This window comes from Clostridium beijerinckii (genome assembly GCF_018223745.1).
In the GTDB taxonomy this organism is placed as follows: Bacteria; Bacillota; Clostridia; order Clostridiales; family Clostridiaceae; genus Clostridium; species Clostridium beijerinckii.
Genome location: NZ_CP073653.1, coordinates 2,031,635 through 2,055,062, shown reverse-complemented (window position 1 = coordinate 2,055,062; position 23,428 = coordinate 2,031,635). Strand labels below are relative to the sequence as shown.

The 23,428-nt window shown below is 30.0% G+C and carries 19 protein-coding genes; all 19 read right to left on the bottom strand.

Features of this window, described 5'->3' with window-relative positions; genetic code table 11:
- Positions 1 to 96 precede the first annotated feature (96 nt).
- The 19 genes from KEC93_RS09420 to KEC93_RS09330 all read right to left on the bottom strand — a co-directional run bounded on the left by KEC93_RS09420 (position 97) and on the right by KEC93_RS09330 (position 23,375).
- Positions 97 to 648, bottom strand: coding sequence for a hemerythrin domain-containing protein (locus KEC93_RS09420; protein WP_017209652.1), 552 nt, complete (start codon positions 646 to 648; stop codon positions 97 to 99).
- 133 nt (positions 649 to 781) lie between these two features.
- Positions 782 to 1,420, bottom strand: a complete 639-nt coding sequence (locus KEC93_RS09415; protein ID WP_077868395.1) for a hypothetical protein — start codon at positions 1,418 to 1,420, stop codon at positions 782 to 784.
- 344 nt (positions 1,421 to 1,764) lie between these two features.
- Positions 1,765 to 3,687: a PTS fructose transporter subunit IIABC gene (locus KEC93_RS09410; RefSeq protein WP_077868396.1), complete on the bottom strand. Its 1,923-nt coding sequence runs from the start codon at positions 3,685 to 3,687 to the stop codon at positions 1,765 to 1,767.
- Between the two features lie 124 nt (positions 3,688 to 3,811).
- On the bottom strand, positions 3,812 to 4,714 hold the full coding sequence (pfkB, locus tag KEC93_RS09405; RefSeq protein WP_077839001.1) for a 1-phosphofructokinase: 903 nt from the start codon (positions 4,712 to 4,714) through the stop codon (positions 3,812 to 3,814).
- Positions 4,707 to 5,459: a DeoR/GlpR family DNA-binding transcription regulator gene (locus KEC93_RS09400; protein ID WP_077868397.1), complete on the bottom strand. Its 753-nt coding sequence runs from the start codon at positions 5,457 to 5,459 to the stop codon at positions 4,707 to 4,709. The genes pfkB and KEC93_RS09400 overlap by 8 nt, the downstream gene beginning before the upstream one ends.
- A 127-nt stretch (positions 5,460 to 5,586) precedes the next feature.
- The gene (locus KEC93_RS09395; protein ID WP_077868398.1) at positions 5,587 to 6,444 is read right to left on the bottom strand and encodes a pyridoxamine kinase; all 858 of its coding nucleotides are present in this window, start codon (positions 6,442 to 6,444) and stop codon (positions 5,587 to 5,589) included.
- Between the two features lie 251 nt (positions 6,445 to 6,695).
- A complete protein-coding gene (locus KEC93_RS09390; RefSeq protein ID WP_023975085.1) occupies positions 6,696 to 7,187 on the bottom strand; it encodes a mannose/fructose/sorbose PTS transporter subunit IIB in 492 nt (163 codons plus the stop codon).
- A gap of 485 nt (positions 7,188 to 7,672) precedes the next feature.
- Positions 7,673 to 9,160, bottom strand: coding sequence for a UxaA family hydrolase (locus KEC93_RS09385; protein WP_023975086.1), 1,488 nt, complete (start codon positions 9,158 to 9,160; stop codon positions 7,673 to 7,675).
- A gap of 92 nt (positions 9,161 to 9,252) precedes the next feature.
- Entirely contained in the window at positions 9,253 to 10,701 is a 1,449-nt protein-coding gene (locus KEC93_RS09380; protein WP_077868399.1) for a tagaturonate reductase, read from the bottom strand.
- Positions 10,702 to 11,033: 332 nt separating this feature from the next.
- Positions 11,034 to 11,984: a sugar kinase gene (locus KEC93_RS09375; RefSeq protein WP_023975088.1), complete on the bottom strand. Its 951-nt coding sequence runs from the start codon at positions 11,982 to 11,984 to the stop codon at positions 11,034 to 11,036.
- Between the two features lies 1 nt (position 11,985).
- Positions 11,986 to 12,633 (bottom strand): bifunctional 4-hydroxy-2-oxoglutarate aldolase/2-dehydro-3-deoxy-phosphogluconate aldolase, encoded by a 648-nt coding sequence (locus KEC93_RS09370; protein ID WP_011969159.1) that lies wholly within the window; start codon positions 12,631 to 12,633, stop codon positions 11,986 to 11,988.
- Between the two features lie 668 nt (positions 12,634 to 13,301).
- Positions 13,302 to 14,708 (bottom strand): glycoside-pentoside-hexuronide (GPH):cation symporter, encoded by a 1,407-nt coding sequence (locus tag KEC93_RS09365; protein ID WP_011969158.1) that lies wholly within the window; start codon positions 14,706 to 14,708, stop codon positions 13,302 to 13,304.
- Between the two features lie 53 nt (positions 14,709 to 14,761).
- Positions 14,762 to 15,184: an HIT family protein gene (locus KEC93_RS09360; protein ID WP_039772411.1), complete on the bottom strand. Its 423-nt coding sequence runs from the start codon at positions 15,182 to 15,184 to the stop codon at positions 14,762 to 14,764.
- 79 nt (positions 15,185 to 15,263) lie between these two features.
- On the bottom strand, positions 15,264 to 16,712 hold the full coding sequence (locus tag KEC93_RS09355) for a tagaturonate reductase (RefSeq protein WP_023975091.1): 1,449 nt from the start codon (positions 16,710 to 16,712) through the stop codon (positions 15,264 to 15,266).
- An 87-nt stretch (positions 16,713 to 16,799) separates the two neighbouring features.
- Positions 16,800 to 18,200, bottom strand: coding sequence for a glucuronate isomerase (uxaC, locus tag KEC93_RS09350; RefSeq protein ID WP_077868400.1), 1,401 nt, complete (start codon positions 18,198 to 18,200; stop codon positions 16,800 to 16,802).
- Positions 18,201 to 18,395: 195 nt separating this feature from the next.
- Positions 18,396 to 19,394, bottom strand: a complete 999-nt coding sequence (locus tag KEC93_RS09345) for a LacI family DNA-binding transcriptional regulator (RefSeq protein ID WP_023975093.1) — start codon at positions 19,392 to 19,394, stop codon at positions 18,396 to 18,398.
- A 176-nt stretch (positions 19,395 to 19,570) separates the two neighbouring features.
- Positions 19,571 to 20,812, bottom strand: a complete 1,242-nt coding sequence (locus tag KEC93_RS09340; RefSeq protein ID WP_011969153.1) for an NAD(P)-dependent oxidoreductase — start codon at positions 20,810 to 20,812, stop codon at positions 19,571 to 19,573.
- A 190-nt stretch (positions 20,813 to 21,002) separates the two neighbouring features.
- Positions 21,003 to 21,548 (bottom strand): histidine phosphatase family protein, encoded by a 546-nt coding sequence (locus KEC93_RS09335; RefSeq protein ID WP_017210043.1) that lies wholly within the window; start codon positions 21,546 to 21,548, stop codon positions 21,003 to 21,005.
- Between the two features lie 45 nt (positions 21,549 to 21,593).
- Positions 21,594 to 23,375 carry a bifunctional homocysteine S-methyltransferase/methylenetetrahydrofolate reductase gene (locus KEC93_RS09330; protein WP_077868401.1) on the bottom strand — a complete coding sequence of 594 codons (1,782 nt, stop codon included), beginning with the start codon at positions 23,373 to 23,375 and terminating at the stop codon, positions 21,594 to 21,596.
- Between the last annotated feature and the right edge of the window lie 53 nt (positions 23,376 to 23,428).

The window sequence follows — 23,428 nt, the reverse complement described above, 5'->3', positions numbered from 1 at the left end:
ATTACATAAATCAGTATTTTTTATGCCCCCATTAAATGTATACTTATATATAAAAATAAAGGTGTTACAGTCGCTTCCCACTATAACACCATTTACTTACGAATTGTATTTTTTCTCCAATTCTTCTAATATTAAAATATTATCTTTTTTTATGTGATTATTTATTTCTTCAAAGTCAATACATTCCTTATTTATACCTGTTAATGTGCCTGCGTTTAATTCTCTTTTGGCAAATGTATATACAACTTTATCTTCTTTATCAATATGTCTCTCTAATAAATGCGTATAGGAGATAGCATTAGAAATTACGTCTAAAATAGCTTCTTCATCCCCATCTTTTAGATTTTTAAGTGCAGCTTGAAGTTCACTTATGTGTAGTCTTCCAAGATCATGCTCCACAAGCATACCATGCTTAACTATTTTTTCAGCAGTTGGGCCTATTTCTTCAACCATTCTATTAAAAAGCATTACTTCTTCTTTCTTATGATGATGAGAATCAGCAAAATTTCTAATAAAACCTATCATGGAATTAAAATCATCATAACTTATTTTTTCACCTTTGTATAATCTAAAACATGCTTTTCTTACAACAACCAACATTCTTTTTATATACTTATGTTCTTCCATCATTAAATCTATAGCATCCATATCTTTTCCTCCTATTACATATTTTCATTAAAAATAATAGTGATAAATTTAATCATCGTATAACCAAAAATATAGCTGGGTACTCTATTATTCTTAAATTATTAACCCATAAAAATCCTTAATTCTAAGAATCTTATTTTCTTCTTATCACCATTGTATTGTTGCCTTCTTCAACATACTCAAAATCTGAATTAACTGCATTTACAAATTCTTTAACCCATAAACTTCTTAGCTTGTAGAAATAATCAACGTCACCTTCTTCTTTATTCCAAATATCACTATGAACGCATACTCTTCTCTTCCATTCAACGATATCTTCTTCTGCTTTAATTACTTCATTGACTCTATCACATGGCATTCCATCTAAAATATAATCATTGATACTGTCAAAAATTTCACCTGCATTTGTAAGTTCCATTCCCTTTTCTTTAACTTCACTTGCAGCTTTAATTCCTTGGCTAGAATAAATCTCTTCTAATTTTGTAGTAACACCTTTATTATTATTTATAAGTTTTGTTGTCCACGCAGCCATTCTTCCTTCTGCTGAATGAATTTTTCCTTGTAACCATCCATGGATGTTACTTGTATCTATCATCTCTTCTAGTGGAAGATTCGGAGTTGGCTCACCATACTTTTCATTGATTTCTTTACGCAACTCATCTACATTTAAGCCTTCCTCTTTTGCAAGATTTATTATCTCACCTTCTAATTTTTCAAACCATAAAATCTTATTAAATAACCAATAGTGTATCTTTCCTAAAAATAAACTCATATTTTTTCTCCTCCTATAGCAAAAGTATTTAACTAGAAAATAAAACCTTTGTTATTTTTAAACTTAAAACAATTTAAAAATCCATATTTATTTACTTCGAATACTTATTTATATTATGTTTTATTTGTAAATTTATAATACCATATTATTTTATATTTTTACGTAACATATGATACAAATCCATAAAAAAGATATATAAGAAAATCTTATATTTTATCCTTTTTTATAGAAATATTTTTCCTTTCATTTTATTTAGCAGTCAATAAAAGAAGCAGTGGATGTTCTTAACTTCCACTGCTTCCTATACCCTTATATTAACTTACCCTCTTATTTTCCCATAAATCTTATTTTTGTACTGGTTTCTTTATTATTCCTAATATTATTGCCCCAACTATTGCCCCAATGACTATTGCTCCTAAGTATTGAAGTGGGTTGGTTACGATTGCAATAACAAATATTCCACCGTGAGGTGCTCTTAATGCACATCCAAATGCCATTGAAAGAGCTCCAGCAACTGCTGAACCGATTATACAAGATGGTAGTACTCTTATTGGATCTGCTGCCGCAAAAGGAATCGCACCTTCTGAGATAAATGATAATCCCATTATATAGTTTACAAGACCTGCTTGCCTGTCTTTTTCAGTAAATTTATTTCTAAATACTGTAGTACATATTGCAATTGCAAGTGGTGGAACCATACCACCAGCCATAACAGCTGCCATTATATCAAAGTTTCCACTAGCAAGTGATGCTGTACCAAAAAGATAAGCTGCTTTGTTAACTGGACCACCCATATCAACTGACATCATACCACCTAAAACAATACCTAAAAGAATCTTACTTGTACCACCCATTGAATTAAGTGCACCAGTGATACCTGTATTTATCGATCCCATAATTGGGTTTATGAATAACATTATAACACCGATTAAAAATGTTCCTAGTAACGGATATAAAAATACTGGCTTTATACCTTCTAAACTGTTTGGTAAACCTGCAAATAACTTCTTAAGACCAACAACTAAATATCCAGCAATGAAACCTGCAAGTAATGCACCTAAGAAACCACCAGAAACTGCTGGAACCTTTGGATCAAATGCGCTTGCAAAAGTAACACCGGCACTAGCTAAAGCACCACCAACAAAACCTACTGAAAGAGCTGGTCTATCTCCAATACTCATTGCAATAAATCCAGCAAGAACCGGTAACATAAATCCAAATGCAGTACCACCAATATTCTTCAAAACTGCAGCTAATGGTGTACCTGTACCAAAACCACTCGGATTAGCAGGATTAAATGTATCAAATAAGAATGCTAAAGCTATTAATATACCACCACCTATTACAAACGGTAACATATGTGATACACCATTCATAAGATGCTTATAAATTTGACGTCCAACTGATTCGTTTGAAACATCTTCGCTGCTATCAGCACCTCCAGCATGATGATATATTGGAGCATTTCCTCTTATAGCTTCCTCAATTAATTGAGTTGACTTGTGTATTCCATCTGCAACTTTGGTTTTAATTACTCTCTTACCATCAAATCTAGCCATTTCTACATTTTTATCAGCCGCTATAATTATACATTCTGCATTTGCTATTTCTTCTTTTGTTAAAACGTTTTTAGCGCCGCCAGAACCATTTGTCTCAACTTTTATTGAGACTCCCATATCTTTCCCCTTACTTTCAAGACTTTCAGCCGCCATGTAAGTATGCGCAATCCCTGTTGGACATGCAGTTACTGCTAATACTCTATAACCACTTTTATTCATCTCTATTTCCCCCTTTACCTCTTCAGGAAACTTTTCCATTTCCTTCTTATCTATTAACCTTAAAAACTCTTCTTTATCAGAACAGTTTACTAAGCTTGTTCTAAATGATTCATCCATTAATATAGTAGATAATCTTGCTAATACTTCTAAGTGTAAATTATCATTATTATCTGGTACAGCAATCATGAAGAAAAGATGTGCTGGTTGACCATCTAACGAATCATAATCAACACCCTTTTTACAAATTGCAGCTGCAAGAGATGCTTTCTTTACTGCACTTGTCTTTCCATGTGGAATTGCTATTCCGTCCCCTATCCCGGTTGTACTTAATTCTTCCCTGGCTAATATTGCTTTTTTATATTCTTCTTTATTATTTAAATTCCCAGTTTTGTCCATTAAATCAACTAATTCATTTATGCATTGTTCTTTTGTATTTGGATTAAAATTTAAGTTTATGCCTTGTTTGTGTAATAAATCTACAATCCTCATTGTTAGCCTCCTAAAATTTAAATATATTTTTATGCTTTTGTAAAAATCATAATACTTGTTAAATTACCCTTGTTAAAACTTTAAAATATAATAAGATTCAACTCACACTATAGTAAATTCACTATTAAATTTGCTTTAATAATTCATATACTTGTTCTTTTGTTGCCAATTCTTCTGAGAAAGCACTTGCACTTCCTGTAGCAATTCCCATCTTGAACGCTTCATCTATATTTTTATTTTTCAAATATCCGCATAAGAAACCAGCCACCATTGAATCTCCAGCCCCAACTGAATTTTTAAGTATTCCTTTTGGAACAGCTCTTTTTATAGGTTCTCCATTTTCAGGTAGTAGAATTGCTCCATCCCCTGCCATTGAAATAAGAACATTTTTTGCTCCCATTTCTTGAAGTTTTCTACCATATTTAATTATGTCTTCATCATCTTTTAACTCTACATTAAACATTTCTGCAAGTTCATGATGATTTGGTTTTATCAAAAACGGTTTATATTTTAATACCTTTAACAGCAAATCTTTTGTTGCATCAACTATGAACTCTACACCCTTATCCAATAAGCTGTTCATAATGCTTTCATATATATTATCTGGCACACTATTTGGTATACTTCCTGATAATATTAAATAATCACCTTTTGTTAGATGCGAAAGTTTTTCATGTAAGAGATTTAACTCTTCATCAGTTATTGCAGGTCCAGATCCATTAATTTCTGTTTCTCCATCACTTTTAAGTTTCACGTTTATTCTAGAAAATCCACTTTTTAATTTTATAAAATCACAGTTTACGCCATGGCTTTGTATTTGTCTTAGAATTTCATCTCCAGTAAATCCAGCAACATATCCAAGAGCTGTATTCGCTACCCCTAGATTTTTAAGAACTATGGATACGTTAATTCCTTTACCACCCGCATAAATATTTTCTTCTTCAGTTCTATTTAATGAATCAACTTTAAATGAATCAACTTTAACAATATAATCTAAAGAAGGATTAAGAGTTATTGTATTAATCATTTTTTACCACCTCTATTACATTAGTATCATAACTAATATTATTATCAATTTTTGTTGTTATTAATGTTGAATCTGCTATTGCTCCGAAAGTTATAAAACTAACTTTTTCTAATTTAGATTGATCTGCTAATACATATGATTCTCTGCACATTTTCATTGCTTGAGCTTTAACCATTGCTTCATTCATATCTGGAGTTGTATAACCGCTCTCGTTGCTTACGCCATTTACTCCAAAGAAGCCTTTTGAGAAGTTATATTTTTTTAAATCTTCTACAACGGTGCTTCCTACTATTGCTTCAGTTATAGCTTTAACTTCGCCCCCAACAATAAAAGTCTTAAAACCTCTTTCCAAAAGCTTTTTTGCATGAACTATTCCATTAGTTACAACTATTATTTCGTTGGCTTCAATAAAATCTATTAAGATCTCAGTTGTTGTTCCAGCATCCAAGTAGAGTATATCCCCATCTTCAATTAATGCAGCAGCATGCTTTGCTATTTCAGATTTTTCATCTACATTCAAAGATTGTCTAACATTAACTTTATAGTCGTGCTTGGATGTACTCTCACCTATTGCAATTGCACCTCCATGAATTTTCTTTAAAAGTCCCTCACTATCAAGTGTATTTAGATCTCTTCTAACTGTAGATTCCGAAGCATCCAGTAATTGTACTAAATCAGTAACAGATACTATTCCTTTTACCTTCAACTCCTGAAGAATGATATTAAACCTTTCTTCTGTAAACATTATCATCACTCCTCTGATATAATCATAACTTATATTTCAATAAAAATCAACCATTTTATTTCAAAAAAATCATTTATTTTCACTTATATTGATTTTTATTGATTGTTTTTATTCGAATTTAAATATTTTATTCTTCTATTGACCGTTTCAAATTATTTAACTTATACAATATTGGTTCTAAAAGTAATCCTTCTCTTACTGGATAATCATAAGAACTACTTTCCTTAATGCAATCTTCAACAAATTTGCATGATTCCTCAACGCTCTTTTCTAATGAGTTACCATCCATAATTAATCCAATCAAAACTGATGCAAAAACATCTCCAGTTCCTGGATAAGATCTTTCTATCCTATCCCTAATTATTAATTTGAAAGAATCGTTTTCTCCATTATATACAGCTATCCCAATCTTCTTTTTATTTGCGACAGGTGCACTTGTGATTATTACATTATCACATCCAAAACTATATAATTTTCTAGAAAGCGCTAATAGTTTCTCTTCATTCACTTCCTCTACAATCTTTTCATCACATAAAATACATGCTTCCGTAAAGTTAGGTGTAATGATATGCGAATATCTTATTATCCTTTTTAAACTATCTGAATATTCCTTACTAAAATTACTATAATAAGAACCGTTATCAGCAAAAATAGGATCGAGCACTACTAATGATTTATTCTTGTTTACAGATTCTAATAAAAGTAAAGTTTCTTCGATATTATTAGTACTTCCTAAATATCCAACAAATATGCTTTCAAAATTTATGTTCAATTCAATATAGTGTTGAACCGCCTTACTTATATATCCATCCAATCTTTCTATGTTTGGACTAAACCCTCCAGTATGACTGGTTAATATCATAGTAGGTATCGGACAAACCTCTACCCCCAAAGTTGATAGAATAGGAATTACATTGGTTAAAGCAGCTTTTCCTATTCCGCATAAATCATGTAAAACAGCTGCTCTTTTTATAGGCTTTATCATAGATTTCTCCTCTCTAAAACATTTTTACATTTAGTTTTTTAATTCTTCATCATATTCAATAGAAATACAACTTCTTTGTAAAAAATTATAGTATTAATACCTGAATCAGGCAAATTAATTACCATATGATTGTATTACATTAGAACTTTTACTGTTGTTTTTTATCATGGTTGTGTAATAATTTTAACTTTTAGCAAAAAAATGCTATCCACCTATCTATAAAAGGTTATATAGCACTTCACTGTTATTCTCTATAAGAATTTCAATTCTTTTAACCTGTCAATTAAATTAATCTTATTATCTTTCGCTACCTGCCTTATCTCTAACTCAATTCCTTTCTCGTAAAGTTTCTTGAAACATTCTATATCTTTATTATTTACGGATATAGCACCAGTAATTTGTTTTTTTCCATCCTTATAGCACATTCCTCCAACATTTACAGATTTAATATCAACTCCACCTTCAATCATTCGAAGCACGTCTGCCGGATTAGTAAATAAAAATAAAGTCTTAAAATTTTTATATTTAGGATTCTTATAAGCTTTGATAGCGGTTTCTATTGGTATTACATAAGCTTTAATTCCTTTTAATGCTACTTGAAGTAACAACTGTTTTCTCAAATCATCTTTAGCAACTTCATCACTACACGCCATAATTCTGTTACATCCACTTGCTTTTGACCATATGGTTGCAATCTGTCCATGTATCAATCTGTCATCAATTCTTACAAAGCTAATTTCCATGATTTCAAAACCCCTTCAAATTTTATATTAATTCTATATTTATCATGTACATTTAAACGCAGCTATCCCCAACGCTACATTTCATTTTTAAAATTTGTAATTATAATATCACAAAATGTATTCATTTTCAATCACAACAATTCACTTTCCTTCAAACAAAATCGTGATAATCCCACTTAAAGCTCAAAATAAGATTTTCTTTATATTATTATTTATTAAAAAATTAAGCTATAATCATTTACTCTTATTTATGTTATGTTGAAATTTAATTTCTGCCTCCTAGCCTTAATTAATCATTTAACTTGCTAGAATTTTAAATAAAGATTTATTTTTGAAGTATTTATACTTCAAATACTCAATTAAATTCATTATATCTAGTAAAATACAAATTATAATTTTTATAACAAAAAATAGCATATTAAAGTAATTTTAATATGCTAAATTGTTTATATTTTTTACTCAAGTATACTTTCTTATGCTGAATTTTATAAAGTAACACCTTGTTTTAAAATAGCTAACTCTTTAAATTTATTAATTTCATTATTTACATATTTTCCATTAGCCACTTCAACCACATATTTTATAAATTCTTCTGTTACTTCACTCAAAGTCTTATCTTCAACTAAAGTTCCTGCATTAAAGTCCATCCAATGTGGCTTTAAATTGTATAATGGAGTATTTGTTGATATCTTCATTGTTGGAACAAATGTACCAAACGGTGTTCCTCTACCTGTTGTAAATAAAACCATATGACAACCAGCTGCCGCTAAAGCTGAGGCTGCAACCAAATCATTTCCTGGTCCACTTAAAAGATTTAATCCATTAGTTTTTAAAGTTTCACCATATTTTAATACACCTACAACTGTTGAATCTCCTGATTTTTGTGTACACCCTAAAGATTTATCCTCTAATGTTGTAATTCCACCAGCTTTATTTCCTGGAGAAGGATTTTCGTATATAGGCTGATTATACGCCATGAAATATTCTTTGAAATCATTTATTAAATGTACAGTTTTATCAAAAGTTTCATTATCTTTAGCTCTATTCATAAGAATTGTTTCAGCACCAAACATCTCAGGAACTTCTGTAAGTATTGTTGTTCCACCTTGTGCAACTAAGAAATCTGAAAAACTACCTACAAGAGGATTTGCAGTTATTCCTGAGAAGCCATCTGAACCACCGCACTTTAATCCAACTTTTAAATTTGATAGAGATACTGATTCTCTCTTATCATTTTTCATATTTTCATAAAGCTCACGTAATATTTTGGCACCCTCTTCTATTTCGTTAGAAACTTCCTGTGATACTAGAAATTTAATTCTAGTTGTATCATATTCTCCCAATGACTCAATAAATTCAGCCATTGTATTATTTTCGCAACCAAGTCCAAGTACTAACACGCCTCCAGCATTAGGATGCTTTACTAAATTTCCAAGCATAGTTCTTGTATTTGCATGATCATCTCCCAATTGAGAACATCCATAATTATGTTTGAAAATTTCAACTCCATCGATCCCAACAGGTTTTACATCTTCTTTGAATTTTTCGATTATTCTTTCACCAATTCCATTAACGCACCCAACGGTTGGCACTATCCAAAGTTCATTTCTTATACCAACATTACCGTTTGCTCTTCTATATCCATCAAAAGTAAGATTTTTGTTTTCTATAGAAACTTGTTTTAGCTGCTGATTAAAATTATATTCCATAATTCCATCTAAATTTGTTTTAATATTATGCGTGTGAATCCATTCTCCTATTGATATATCCTTAACAGCATGTCCTATTGGATATCCATACTTTATTACATTGTCGTTAACTTTAAAGTCTGATATAGCTACTTTGTGTCCTCTTTTTATGTCTTCTTTTATCTCTATTTTTTTATTTTCAACTTCTATAATTTCACTTTTAGACAAATCTCTAAGTGCTACTACAACATTGTCTTTTTCATTTATTTTTATAATTTCTTTCATCACTCTCTACCTACTTCCATTAAATTATTGTTCACAACTTTAAATTTAACAGCTATATGAATATTCTATAATAATAATTTATAATCTTATTCCTAAATAACTTCTTTTATAGCTTCCTTCATTCCTACTTTTTCAATTATTTCTAAATATCTTGAAACTTCATCAGCTAGATTAGGAATTTCATTCAAATTGCTTCCCCAATTCTTTTCATATGCAAGAACAGAAGTTACAATTTTGTTTAGGCCTTCTTTTGTTCCATCATATTTTTCCCATAATTCCTTGAATAATTCTAATATATCCTCATCATCAGCTAGTTCAATATCTTCGTCTCCTCTTTTTCCTTTGTAGAATTCTATTAAAGATGCAAGGGAGAATACTAATTTCTTAGGAAGTGTACCCTTTCTCTTTAGATATTCAGTCAAACTTGGTAAATCTCTTGTTTTGTATTTAGATAATGAATTTAATGCTATGCTCATTAGATAGTGCTTTACATATGGATTTTGGAATCTTTCTATAATCGCATCTGCAAATTCCACTAATTCTTCGTGAGGCAAATCTAAAGTTTCTATGATTTCATCATATATTACATCATGGACGTATCTTCCTATAACCTCATGATCAACAGCTTCTCCTACAGTTTCTAAACCATAAAGGTATGCTACTGGAACCATTGCCGTATGAGGCCCATTTAAAATTCTAACTTTTCTTGTTCTATATGGTGTCATATCATCTACAACTTTTACATTAAGTCCAGCTTTTTCTATTGGTAATTCATCTTTTATAGACTGAGGCCCTTCAATTACCCATAGGTGGAATATTTCCCCTACATCTACTAAATTATCATCATATCCAAGTTCTTCTCTAACTTCATCAATTGTATCTCTTGGATATCCTGGAACTATTCTATCAACTAAACTACAGCAAAAAGTATTAGCATCATTTATCCAATTCACAAAATCTTGTCCTAAATTCCACATTTCTGCATATCTTAATACTATTTCTTTAAGTTTTTCACCATTTCTATCAATAAGCTCACATGGAATTATAATAAAACCTTTACTATTGTCACCATTAAACACCATAAATCTACGGAACAAAAATGCGGTTAACTTACCCGGAAAACTTTTTTGACATCCTTCATTTAACTTATCATTCTCATCAAAAGCGATTCCTGCTTCTGTTGTATTTGACACTATGAACCTTAATTCTGGATTTTCTGCAACTCTTAAATATTCATTATAATCTGTATATGGATTAATTCCTCTACTTATACTATTGATTATTTTATGTGTTTTTATAGCTCTTTTTCCTTGAACTCCTTGAAGATAAAGTGTAAACAAGCCATCTTGTTCATTTAGCATATTAACTAGTCCACCTTCTTGAGGCTGAACGACTACGACACTTCCATTGAAACCTGCTTCTTCATTCATTTTGTCAATTTGCCAATCAACAAATGCTCTTAGGAAATTTCCTTCCCCAAATTGTAGCACTTTTTCAGGGTAAGTCTTAAATTCTTTATATATTTTCTTATTTAATTTCATTAGTTATTCCTCCTAAGTTTTTTCATTAAAAATATCTTAAACTAATTTCAATGGACAATTAACAATGCAAATGCTATCATTTTAATATTTCATATCTCTTCAATTACCAATATCAACTTTGATATATACATTGTTAAAGATAAGTAAAAGTTTATTTTAAATATTATTTGAAGTTTATAATTTAGAGATAGAATACACTTAAAATTTAATTATCAAAATAATCCTCTTTACTTATCCTTAAATGTAATTAAAATTTTATATGAAGAAAATACTTTTAATAGCGCTAACATTTTCAATTGTTAGAAATATAGTAATATCTGTTTCAGAAAACTCTATCTTTCAACACCTTGTCTCTTTCCTATGAATTCCATCAGTTGATCATAATATGGATAACCTTCCATATCTCCTTGTACCAATGTTGCCATAGCTCCAACACCGTTAGCATATTGTCCAATTTCGTTTAGTGATAATTTTTCTAAATATCCAGCTAAAAATCCAGCTGCAAAACCATCGCCTGCCCCAGCTGTATCTTGAATTAAATCTGATACATTATATCCTGCGACCTTGACTCCTTCTTTTTTATCTTTTATATAGCAGCCTTCTGACCCTAATTTTACTGCGACTATTTTCGCTTCCTTATTTAAGAAAAAATCTGCCACATCATCTTTATTAGTTAATCCTAATAAAAGTTCCGCTTCATCTAATCCAGGCATTACAATATCTGCCTTACTAGCAATATCCACCAAGATCTTTCTAGCTTCATCAACCGTCCACAATTTAAGCCTGATATTAGGATCGAATGATACTAATATCTTGTTTTCTTTAGCTATTTCTATTGCTCTGTATACTGCTCTTCTACAACTTTCCGATAAAGCTGGCGTTATACCTGTAATATGAAGAATTTTAGCTTGCTTAATATATTCTTCATCAATATCCTCTGGCGATAAGCTACTAGCAGCAGAATTCTTTCTATAATAATATACATTCGGATTGCTTCGTTGATAACGTTCCTTAAAAAGCAATCCTGTAGGCCTTTCTTTATCAATTATTACTCTTGATGTATCTACTCCCTCTGCTTTTATAGAACTTATAACAAATCTTCCGAATTCATCATCCGAAACTTTTGAGAACCAGCCCGCACTATGATTTAATTTTGCCAAGGCAGTAGCGACATTTGATTCGGCACCACCGAGTGACTTGGAAAAACTATGAACATGTCTCAAAGGGCCATTAATATTAGGACTAAATACGACCATTGATTCTCCAAAAGTTAAAACATCCATTTTAGATTCTCTCCTTCGCTTTTCTGTATGCATCCATAAATTCTTTAGCAGTCCTTTGAACTAGATCATAATCGCCTGTTTTTGCACCTTTAGTTAAATCTCCTCCTGTTCCTACTACGAAGGCTCCTGCTTCTATCCACTCATGTAAGTTAGCTATACTAACACCACCTGTTGGCATAAAGTCTCCTTGAGGGAGCGGCCCCTTAAATGATTTAATTACTGATGGCCCATATAGATTGGCTGGGAATATTTTAACCACATCAACTCCATACTCAAAAGCTGTAATAGCATCCTTAACGGTCATTACTCCTGGCATAACCAGAATCTTATACCTATTACAAAGCTTTAAAGTATCAATATCCAAACTTGGGCTTACAATAAATTGTGCCCCTGCTAAAATACAAGCTCTTGCCGTTTCACTGTCCAATACAGTTCCCGCCCCAACAATTACATCGGTATCCTTATATTTTTCAGCAACTTCTTTAATAACTTCAACTGGATTTGGAACAGTCATTGTAAGTTCCATCACTTTTATTCCGCCTTTTGAAACAGCATCTACAATTTTAAGAGCTTCTTCTTTTGAGTCTCCCCTCACAACTGCAACAACACCTGCTTCTTTTATATTTTTTAAAACTTCTTCTCTTCTCATATTACACCTCAAATTCTTTCTTAATTAATATCTTCATACTGAATATATATACAGGTTTTAGATAATAAAATTATTCTTTAGAATATCCATTAGTTTAAAATTCATAGTCTTTCAAACTAATTTTTCAGAATATATATTATAATTTCAAACATTCATTTTTTAACAAATCTATTTTGTGCTATCACTATTAATTAAATACACAGTTCTTAAAATGGTTAACTTAAAATATGATTAATAAATTATAGTATGAAAATTATAGGTTTGAAGAATTCTATATTATTTATTTTTGTATTTTTAAGAACTGTGTTATATATTAAATAAGTTTATAGCTTATTTATATATCAAAGCATTTTTTTCTTTGATTATTAAATTAAAATATTTATAAATATTTTAATTTAATAAATAATTTTCGTTCACGTTAACAATTAGAGGTCGAACAATTGTTAACGTGAACAATTTTAGTTAAAAATTATTTAAGTTATATTTACATTATAGTATCAAATAAAAAAATATGCAATACTTTTTTGTGAACGTTAACAGTTTTTTACAAGTATATCTTTTTTTATTTACTCAATATATAAAGATAAAACACTATCAACTCTCAAAATACAAAGCTGATAGTGCCTTATTCTTCTTAGCTAAACAATAATGATTTATTTATAACATTATTATTCTAAAATTCCTTTTTCCCATTTTCCTTCTTGTAAGTCTTGAGCAACTTTTCTGTACTTGTCATCTGGTAGATTATGTAATATACCTACTACAAGAGCAGCTAAAGCTAAAGCTACTGCTGGATACAATGTCATTGCTCCCTTAATTCCTAGTAATGTTTCTGCACTTTGTTGTGCGTTTGCAACATACCCAGTCATACCTAATACTGCTGCACTAACAAGGGCTGCCATAGATTGTGCAATTTTTCTTGAAAAGTTAAATGCAGCATAAGTTACACCTTCTTTTCTTATTCCAGTATGCCAATGTCCATAGTCAATTGCATCCGTTACGAATGCCCAAGTAACTCCATTTGGAATAGCTAAAGCTACATATCCTATTGTAACAAGAACTGTGAAAGTAGTAGCATTTGTTGGTATTATAAAGTTTAATCCATTAGCAACAATTCCAATCAATAGTCCTGCAATCGCAGTTTTCTTTTTACCAAAATGTTTTACTAAGAATGGAATAGCGAATATACCTATTACAGAACATCCAATCATTATACCATTAACCTTAGGTTGAAGTTTAATATCCCCTAAGTTATATTGGCAGAAGAAAATCATCATTTGGTTGTTAGTATTCATAGCTGATATTGTAAATAATTGCATAAGAATTAAGCATAACAATGGTCTATTTGTAAATACAACTTTAAAATAATCTTTAGCAGATGCTTTTTCTGATTTACCTTCTCTGTTAACTACAACGTGTTCTTTTGTGTTAGCAAAACAGATAAAGAATGAAACAACTCCTATAACAGCCATAACTGCGGCCGCAACTGGATAACCAACTTTTTTGTCACTAAACATCATAAGAATAGGTACAAAAGCTACTCCAGTTATTAATTGTGCTCCTAATGAACCAGCTTGTCTAAATGTAGCTAATTGGCTTCTATCCTCTACATCTCTTGTCATAACCGATGCTAATGATCCATAAGGAACATTAGTGAATGAATATACAAGACCCCAAATCATATATGTTGCATAACCATATATAATCTTAGATGAAAGCGGCATCTCAGGCATAGTAAAAGTAATAATTGTAAGTAGTGCAAGAATTATACTTGAAATCATCATTACAGGCCTAAACTTTCCTGATTTACCTGCCTTTCTACTATCTATCAATGATCCTGCTAATGGATCCATGAATGCATCGAATATTTTTGTAAATGCAAATATACCACCAACTGCTCCAGCACTAATTCCACATGTATCTATGAAAAACTTTGTAAGATATGATTGACCTAAGTCAAACATAAATCCATTACCAAAATCTCCAAAACCGTAAGAAATTTTCTCTCTTAAACTTAATTTAACGTTTCCATTATTAGCATTAGTTGATGCGTTTTTGTCAACAGAATTTAACATTCCTTTTCCTCCGTATCTTTAATTTAGTTAATTTTTTATTCATTAATCCAATATTATAAATTATCTTTTATTTTACAAATTAGGTTTTGGTATTCATCATCGCTTAAATATATTTTTTGTGGATTCATCTCAAAAGTTTTTCCCCAAGATGGGCCGCCTTCATATTTAGGTACAATATGAAGATGAAGATGTTTCATAGTATCAGCAAATGCTCCATAATTTACTTTATCTGGATTGAACGCTTTATGGATTGCTTTAGCTACCTTTCTAGCGTCATTTATGAAAGCTGCTGCTTCATCTTCATTTAAATCCGCTATTTCACTTTTATGTTCCTTATAAACAACATTACATCTTCCACTATAAGTTTGTTCCTTAAACAAATATACTGTTGATACATCTAAATCACAAATCTTAATCATTAAAGAATCTAAATCTTGATTCTTCGAACAATAAAAACAATTTTCATCAAAACTCATTTATTTACCTCCTTTATTATTGATATATATTTACTTATCATGCAATTAAGAAAATTTAATTGCATGATAATAAATTTCATTATAAAACTACTTTAACTGCTTCCTTCATTCCTACTTTTTCAATTATTTCTAAATATCTTGAAATCTCATCAGCAAGATTAGGAATTTCATTTAAATTGCTTCCCCAATTCTTTTCATATGCAAGAACAGAAGTTACAATTTTGTTTAGTCCTTCTTTTGTTCCATCATATTTTTCCCATAATTTCTTAAATAATTCTAATATATCCTCATCATCAGCTAATTGAATATCTTCGTCTCCTCTTTTTCCTTTGTAGAATTCTATTAAAGATGCAAGGGAGAATACTAATTTCTTAGGAAGCGTACCTTTTCTCTTTAGATATTCAGTCAAACTTGGTAAATCTCTTGTTTTGTATTTAGACAATGAATTTAATGCTATACTCATTAAATAGTGCTTTACATATGGATTTTGAAATCTTTCTATAATCGCATCTGCAAATTCTACTAGCTCTTCGTGAGGCAAATCTAAAGTTTCTATGATTTCATCATATATTACATCGTGGACATATCTTCCTATAACTTCATGATCAACCGCTTCCCCTACAGTTTCTAAACCGTAAAGGTACGCTACTGGAACCATTGCCGTATGAGGTCCATTTAAAATTCTAACTTTTCTTGTTCTATATGGTGTCATATCATCTACAACTTTTACATTAAGTCCAGCTTTTTCTATTGGTAATTCATCTTTTATAGACTGAGGGCCTTCTATTACCCATAAGTGAAATATTTCACCTACATCTACTAAATTATCATCATATCCAAGCTCTTCTCTAACTTCATCAATTGTATCTCTTGGATATCCTGGAACTATTCTATCAACTAAACTACAACAAAAAGTATTAGCATTGTTTATCCAATCAATAAAGTCTTGTCCTAAGTTCCATACTTCTGCATACTTTAATACTATTTCTTTAAGTTTTTCACCATTTCTATCAATAAGCTCGCATGGAATTATAATAAATCCCTTACTGTCATCTCCATTAAATGCATTAAATCTGTGATATAAAAATGCTGTTAGCTTACCTGGATAACTTTTTTGACATCCTCCATTTAAAGTATCGTTTTCATCAAATGCAATTCCTGCCTCTGTTGTATTTGACACTATAAATCTTAAATCTGGATTTTCTGCAACTTTTAAATATTCATTATAGTCTCTGTAAGGATTAATTCCCCTACTTATACTATTGATTACTTTATGAGTTTTTGATGCTTGCCCATTTTGGACCCCTTGTAAATATAAAGTGTATAAACAATCTTGATCATTAAGCATGTCCACAAGACCATTTTCTAATGGCTGAACAACTACAACGCTTCCATTGAAATCTGCTTCATCATTCATTTTATCTATTTGCCAATCAACAAAAGCTCTCAAAAAGTTACCTTCTCCAAATTGCAATACTTTTTCTGGATATGTTTTAAATTCTTTATATGATTCCTTATTTAATTTCACAGCTATTCCTCCTAAATCTTCACTTCATCTGTATCTTTGCATTATTGTATGAAAATAAGCATCTCACTTATTTTCATACATAAAAGATTACATATTAAAGTATTTGTCTGCGTTATTATAACTAATGTCAGCTACAATTTGTCCTAAATGTTCAATGTCGTTAGGTAACTCGCCATTTTCTACCCATTCTCCAATTACGTTGCAAAGTATTCTTCTAAAATATTCATGTCTTGTGTAAGATAAAAAGCTTCTAGAGTCTGTTAACATTCCAACAAATGTGCTTAGCATACCTAAATTAGCTAAAGTTCTAATTTGATCTTGCATACCAATCTTGTGATCATTAAACCACCAAGCTGATCCAAATTGTATTTTGCCCTTAATTCCGTCTCCTTGGAAGCATCCAAGTAATGTTCCTATTGTAGAATTATCATTTGGATTTAAACTATATATAATAGTCTTAGGTAAAGCTTTTTCACTATTTAACGCATCTAATAACCTTGACAGTGGAATTGCAACTTCTGTATCATTAAGTGAATCAAATCCTGTATCAGGTCCTAATTTTTCGAACATTACTTTGTTATTATCTCTAACGCAATTCATGTGAAATTGCATTACCCATCCTAGATCGTGATATAATTTTCCAAAGAACTTTAATATATATACTCTTAATTTATTTTCATCTTCAAAAGATACTTGTCCATTTTTAAGTACGTTTGCAAAAATTTCTCTAACTTCTTCTAAAGAAGCATTGCCTACTGGAACAAAATCCAATGCATTATCTGACACTCTACATCCAGCTTCATGAAAATATTCCACTCTCTTTTTTAATGCTTCTAAATATTCATCAAAGTTTGAAATTTTAGAACCAACTACTTCTTCTAGTTTGTTAAACCAATCTTTAAATGTTTCTTTATTAACTCCTAGAGCTTTATCAGGTCTAAAAGCTGGTAATACTTTCACATCAAAGCTTTTATCTTCTTTTATTGCTAAATGATATTCTAATGAATCTATAGGATCATCTGTTGTACATATCACTTTTACATTTGATTTCTTTATAAGATTTCTTACTGTAAAATCATCGCTATTTAACAGCTTATTAACTTTTTCCCAAATAGCAGGTGCACTTTTTTCATTTAAAACTTCATCTATTCCAAAGAATCTCTTAAGTTCTAAGTGTGTCCAATGATAAAGTGGATTTCCGATAGCAAATGATATAGTCTTTGCCCAAGCTAAGAACTTTTCATAATCACTTCCATCTCCTGTAATATATTTTTCATCTATGCCCAAAGTTCTCATCTGTCTCCATTTATAATGATCACCATAAAGCCATACTTGAGTTATATTTTCAAACTTTTTGTCTTCTAATATTTCCTTCGGATTAATGTGGCAATGATAATCAATAATTGGCATTTTTTCTGAATAATTATGATATAATTTTTCAGATGCTTCGTTGCTTAATAAAAAATTTTCATCCATAAACTTTTTCATATCAAAATCCTCTTTTCTTTTTTGTTCACGTGAACAAAAATACGTGCAAATCCCTGTTCACGTGAACATTTTCTTGTATCTACTTGATAACTTTATTATAATATCATATTTCAAATAACGCAACACTTTTTTGTGAACGTTAACAACTTTTTTTAATAATTAGTGCTTAAATTCACTAATTATTAAAATCCATTATTAAAGTTTTTTTACTGATTTTCTTACCACAAGCTGAGATTGTATATAAACTTTTTCTTTATCTACTTCTTTATTCTTTATAAGATTTAATAAGTTTCTTCCGCCATATTCGCTCATCGCCAAAGAATCCTTCCTTACACTTGTCAACGGAGGAGTTACATAGTTACAGAAGTTGCTATCATCAAACCCTATAATTGAGATATCTTCCGGAACTTTTAACCCAGCTTCAAATATTGCTTTCATAGCACCCACCCCAATATCATCATTAGCGCAAAATACTGCTGTTGGAACATTCTCTAATTTAAGTAACTTTTTCATATTTTCATATCCACTTTTCAGATCATATCTACCACTTAAAATATATTCCTCATTAATTGGAATATTATTATCCTCCAACGCTCTTATATATCCTCTTTTTCTATATACTGTTGATTCAAATTCCTTATTTCCTTGCAATAATGCTATTTTTCTATGATCGTTCTCTATAAAATAAGTAACTGCATCGTAAACTCCTTTTGTATCATCTGACATTATGTTTACTAATCCTTCATTTTCAATGTATCTATTTATAACTACAGTTGGTATATTTTTTTCTAGAATAGTCTGTATGAATTCATCATCATTTTTACTTTGACTTACAACAATTATTCCATCAAAATTTCTGTTATCAATTAAATGGGAGTATTGATAATCATCTATACCTCTTACAACTAAATTATATTCTTTATCTATGACATTATTGACTCCTCTTATAATTTCGTGAAAGAATGTATCTGATGTTCCTTCGCTAATCGATGAAAAAAATACACCTATAACGTATGATTTTAATAAAACAAGACTCTTAGCACTATAATTTGGTACATAATTCAATTCTTTTGCTAAAGCTATAATTTTAACCTTGGTTTCTTCATTAATATACGGACTATTATTAAGTGCTCTAGACACTGTTGTATGAGAAACATTAGCTAATTTTGCAATATCCTTTATAGTGACACTCATATTTTCTTTACACTCCTTATTAAGTAAACTTTTTTCACCATATACGATAATCACAGTATATAAAAAAGCTTAATCTACTTCTAATAATATTTTAATAATTAAAATTCATTTTTGCAACCTATACGATTTTAATTGTTTTTCCTTAATTTATCAATGTTATATTTAATTTTTATTATTTAGTTGTTTTCACAGTAATCTTCAATGGTTTGAGCAACTATTTTGGCTTGCACTACTGCTTCTACTACAGTTTTAGCACCAGTAACAACATCACCTGACGCGAATGTACCTTTTTTAGTTGTATTTCCTTTATCATCTGTTATTAACAATCCCCATTTATTGGTATCTAATTTTGTTGTATTTGAAACTATATTAGTTCTAGGGGTTTGACTTACAGCTACAATTATTGAATCACATTTGAAAAATTCTTCTTTTTCTTCAATAAGTTTGTTTTGAACTTTTCCATCTGACTCTACTACATTCTCAGTATTAACTAACTTTACTCCCTCTTCTGTTATTTCTAATGGCGATTTAAATAATTCAAAATTAATTTTATCTTCCTTAGCTTCTTTTATCTCCTGCTTTGTTGCAGACATTTGATCAAAACCTTTTCTATATATTATTGTAACATCTTCAACTCCATTTCTTTTTGCACTTCTTGCGGCATCCATGGCTACATTACCAGCTCCGATAACAGCTACTTTATTACCTAGCTTATAGTTCTCTGGTGATTTTAAATAATCAATAGCAAAATGTACATTTCCTAAAGTTTCACCTTTAATATTTAATGTTTTTGGATTCCATACTCCGGTACCAATAAACACTGCTTTATAACCATCTTCAAATAGTCTATCTAATGTTATTACAGGACCGATAAGAGTATTAGGCCTAACTTTTACACCAAGTTCTATTAATCTTTCTTCAATGGAATCTACTAATTTTTTTGGAAGTCTATATTCTGGTATTCCATACCTTAGTACTCCACCTATCTTCTCGTGCGCATCAAAAATAGTAATATTATATCCTTTCCTAGCTAGTATAAATGCAATAGTAATTCCTGCTGGACCACCACCAATTATAGCAATTCTGTCTTTCTTTTTAGAAACAGCTTTAAACCTAGTTTCTTCTATGTATCTTTGAGATATTTCCTGTTCTATATCATGAAATCGTATTGGTTCCCCTTTAATCCCTCTTATACAATTTCCTTTGCATTGGTCTTCATGAATACATACTAATGAACATACTGCTGAAAGCGGATTATTTTCAAATAATATTTCTCCTGCTTCTTCAATTTTTCCTTCCTTATACATATTTATAATATCAGGTATAGGTGTTTCTACTGGGCAATTAGACTTACAAGCTGGTTTCTTACATAGCAAGCATCTATTTGCTTCACCAATCAAATTATTATTATTTATCATATTTGTCTTCCTCCTTATCATCATTTGTATATAAAGTATACTAACTTAATTTAGTATTTATTTCAATAATATATATCAAAAAATATGCTATACTTTTTATCATAAAATATAGCATATTTTATTGACTCTGTCCTTATATTTCTTTATATTACATAAAGTTTTGTTCAAACATAAATTTATAGTTATTCTATTATTTTTTATATAAATATAGGATTCCATTTTTAGGGCTGTATATTAACTTGCCTGTAAAGCTCCTCTTCTTCAATTCTTTCTGAAGACTATACATAAAAAAACCATGCGTGACAATTAAAATGTTTTCTGTACCTTCTTTTCTCGCTTCATTTAATAATAAATCAACAAACTTCTCAGCTTTCTCTCTTGTAATAATCTTATTTTCTTGTTGAGATTTATGGTTGAAATACCACGCTATTCTTCCACTAATCGCCCAAAACCAATACGGAAGCTTTAAATTACTTTTAAATATTGGATCAATGATAGTTTCTCTAATTAGATCATTTTGAATTATATCATCCTTATATACATGTTGTGCTGTCGTTATTGCTCTTATAAGCGTACTAGAATAACATTTATCCCAATTTATCCCCATAAGCTCTACATCTTTTCTAATCACACCACTTATATTGTAATTTTCTTCCCAATTTTTAAATTCTTTTGATGTCATAAAAAAACTTTTACGGTAATCAACTTTAAAATGTCTGATAAGACCAACATTCATAAAAATCCCTCTTGTCTTTTATTATTCATATAAGAACTATAATGATTAGGCATTAATCTGCTTAATAATTTCAATTAACATATTAACCCTATTAAAAGGAGTAATGAAATATAATCCATCTGCAATACCTTTTAGTTTCTTTCCTATTTCCACAGTAATTTTTACACCGATTTCTTGTGCCTCTTCTTTGCTCATATTTTCTGAAAACATTTGTACATATTTATCTGGTATAGTTACTCCAGGAAGCTCATTATTTAAAAACATTGCGTTTCTATAACTTACAACGGGAAGTAATCCCGCTAAAATCTTTACATTAGTCCTCTCTTTAATCATTTTCAAGAACTCTATAGCATTGTCATCATAGATAGGTTGCGTTAAAAAAAACTTTGCACCTTTTTCTATCTTCTTCATCATTCTATTATATTCTACTTCTTTATTTAAAACATTCAAATTCAAAGCACCACCTACATAAATACTATCTTCTTTGAATATTTCTTCATTCATGCTTTCTATTAATTCTATTAGCCTAAATGAATTTAAATTAAATACGCTTTTTGTTTCAACTTTACTAGCATCAGATATAGGGTCACCAGTAATTGCAAGGATATTTCTTATATTTTCAATATGAGATCCTATCAGACTTGACCTTATTGCATTAGTATTTTTATCTCTACAGCAAACATGAGGCATAGCTTCAATTCCTATTTCTCTCTTGATTTTAGACGATATAATAGTTGAATCTGCTCTAACCTTCGACATTGGTGAATCCGGAACTGTTACTAAATCAATATTGTTTTCTTTACATATCTTAGCTCCATCTATGATTCTTGATATATCGGTATCAATTGGTGCCGATAATTCTATAGCTACAACAAACTCACCATTTTCGAGCTTATCTTTAAAAGTATTCTTAGCCTTTTTCTCAAAACTTTTAACTTTTGGCTCAGCCTTAGTATTAGCATTGATTACTTTAGAATTCTCATTAATTATTTTGGTTAATTGTTTAATATAGCTTGGATTTGTTCCACAGCATCCCCCTATAATTGAAACCCCAAAAGACCTTATTTCACTAACTTTTTTCGCAAAATATACGGGATTGTTTGGATAAACTGTTCTTTCGTGAATTATCTCTGGATAACCTGCATTAGGCAGTACCGAAACAATTTCATTTTCTATATTAATTTTTTTAACCATTTCCAATATATGTGCTGGTCCAGAACCACAGTTAAACCCAAATGCATCTATATATTCTGTATTTCGTACTTCTTTAATCAATTTAGCCGCACTTATCCCATCTCTTGTAAATCCATCTGGCTTAACAGCAAACTGAGTAAGTATGAAACTATCTATATTCTTGTACTTAATATACTCGCTTATTTTTTTCAGGTAATTATAGTTGCTAAAAGTTTCGAATATAAAAATATCTATACCATTTTTTAAAAAGCAATCTACTATGTATTTATATTCTTCTAAAACTTCATTGCTAAATTCATCTAAATTATCTGTTTTAATAGGTCCAATACTTGCACCTATTAAAACAGAAGTATTTCTTGTTACTTCTTTAGCTAAGTTTATTCCTGACTTAATTATGTCCATTAATGTTTCTAACGATACTCCAAGATCATATGTATTAGCAGAAAAAGTATTTGTTCTAATTAGTTTAGCCCCTGCTTCAATATACTCTTTATGTATTCTTTTTATAGTTTCTTTATCATTTAAGTTACCAAATTCACAATAGGATACATCATTACCTGTTACTTCTGAATAATATGTTCCCATTGCTCCATCACATATTAGTATATCATTTTTTAATATCTCTTTTATCATTTTTAATCTCCCCAAATCCTTGTTAATAATGCTTACTAGTAAGTATACTATAA

What these genes read in the sequence shown, in the direction of transcription:
- KEC93_RS09330 (WP_077868401.1), bottom strand. Translation starts at nt 23,375, where the DNA reads ATGATAAAAGAGATATTAAAAAATGATATACTAATATGTGATGGAGCA.
- KEC93_RS09360 (WP_039772411.1), bottom strand. Translation starts at nt 15,184, where the DNA reads ATGAGTTTTGATGAAAATTGTTTTTATTGTTCGAAGAATCAAGATTTA.
- KEC93_RS09420 (WP_017209652.1), bottom strand. Translation starts at nt 648, where the DNA reads ATGGATGCTATAGATTTAATGATGGAAGAACATAAGTATATAAAAAGA.
- KEC93_RS09335 (WP_017210043.1), bottom strand. Translation starts at nt 21,548, where the DNA reads ATGAATGTTGGTCTTATCAGACATTTTAAAGTTGATTACCGTAAAAGT.
- KEC93_RS09385 (WP_023975086.1), bottom strand. Translation starts at nt 9,160, where the DNA reads ATGAAAGAAATTATAAAAATAAATGAAAAAGACAATGTTGTAGTAGCA.
- KEC93_RS09415 (WP_077868395.1), bottom strand. Translation starts at nt 1,420, where the DNA reads ATGAGTTTATTTTTAGGAAAGATACACTATTGGTTATTTAATAAGATT.
- KEC93_RS09375 (WP_023975088.1), bottom strand. Translation starts at nt 11,984, where the DNA reads ATGGATGTTTTAACTTTTGGAGAATCAATGGTCGTATTTAGTCCTAAT.
- KEC93_RS09400 (WP_077868397.1), bottom strand. Translation starts at nt 5,459, where the DNA reads ATGTTTACAGAAGAAAGGTTTAATATCATTCTTCAGGAGTTGAAGGTA.
- KEC93_RS09365 (WP_011969158.1), bottom strand. Translation starts at nt 14,708, where the DNA reads ATGTTAAATTCTGTTGACAAAAACGCATCAACTAATGCTAATAATGGA.
- KEC93_RS09370 (WP_011969159.1), bottom strand. Translation starts at nt 12,633, where the DNA reads ATGAGAAGAGAAGAAGTTTTAAAAAATATAAAAGAAGCAGGTGTTGTT.
- KEC93_RS09390 (WP_023975085.1), bottom strand. Translation starts at nt 7,187, where the DNA reads ATGGAAATTAGCTTTGTAAGAATTGATGACAGATTGATACATGGACAG.
- pfkB (WP_077839001.1), bottom strand. Translation starts at nt 4,714, where the DNA reads ATGATTAATACAATAACTCTTAATCCTTCTTTAGATTATATTGTTAAA.
- uxaC (WP_077868400.1), bottom strand. Translation starts at nt 18,200, where the DNA reads ATGAAAAAGTTTATGGATGAAAATTTTTTATTAAGCAACGAAGCATCT.
- KEC93_RS09410 (WP_077868396.1), bottom strand. Translation starts at nt 3,687, where the DNA reads ATGAGGATTGTAGATTTATTACACAAACAAGGCATAAACTTAAATTTT.
- KEC93_RS09340 (WP_011969153.1), bottom strand. Translation starts at nt 20,812, where the DNA reads ATGATAAATAATAATAATTTGATTGGTGAAGCAAATAGATGCTTGCTA.
- KEC93_RS09395 (WP_077868398.1), bottom strand. Translation starts at nt 6,444, where the DNA reads ATGATAAAGCCTATAAAAAGAGCAGCTGTTTTACATGATTTATGCGGA.
- KEC93_RS09380 (WP_077868399.1), bottom strand. Translation starts at nt 10,701, where the DNA reads ATGAAATTAAATAAGAAAATATATAAAGAATTTAAGACTTACCCTGAA.
- KEC93_RS09345 (WP_023975093.1), bottom strand. Translation starts at nt 19,394, where the DNA reads ATGAGTGTCACTATAAAGGATATTGCAAAATTAGCTAATGTTTCTCAT.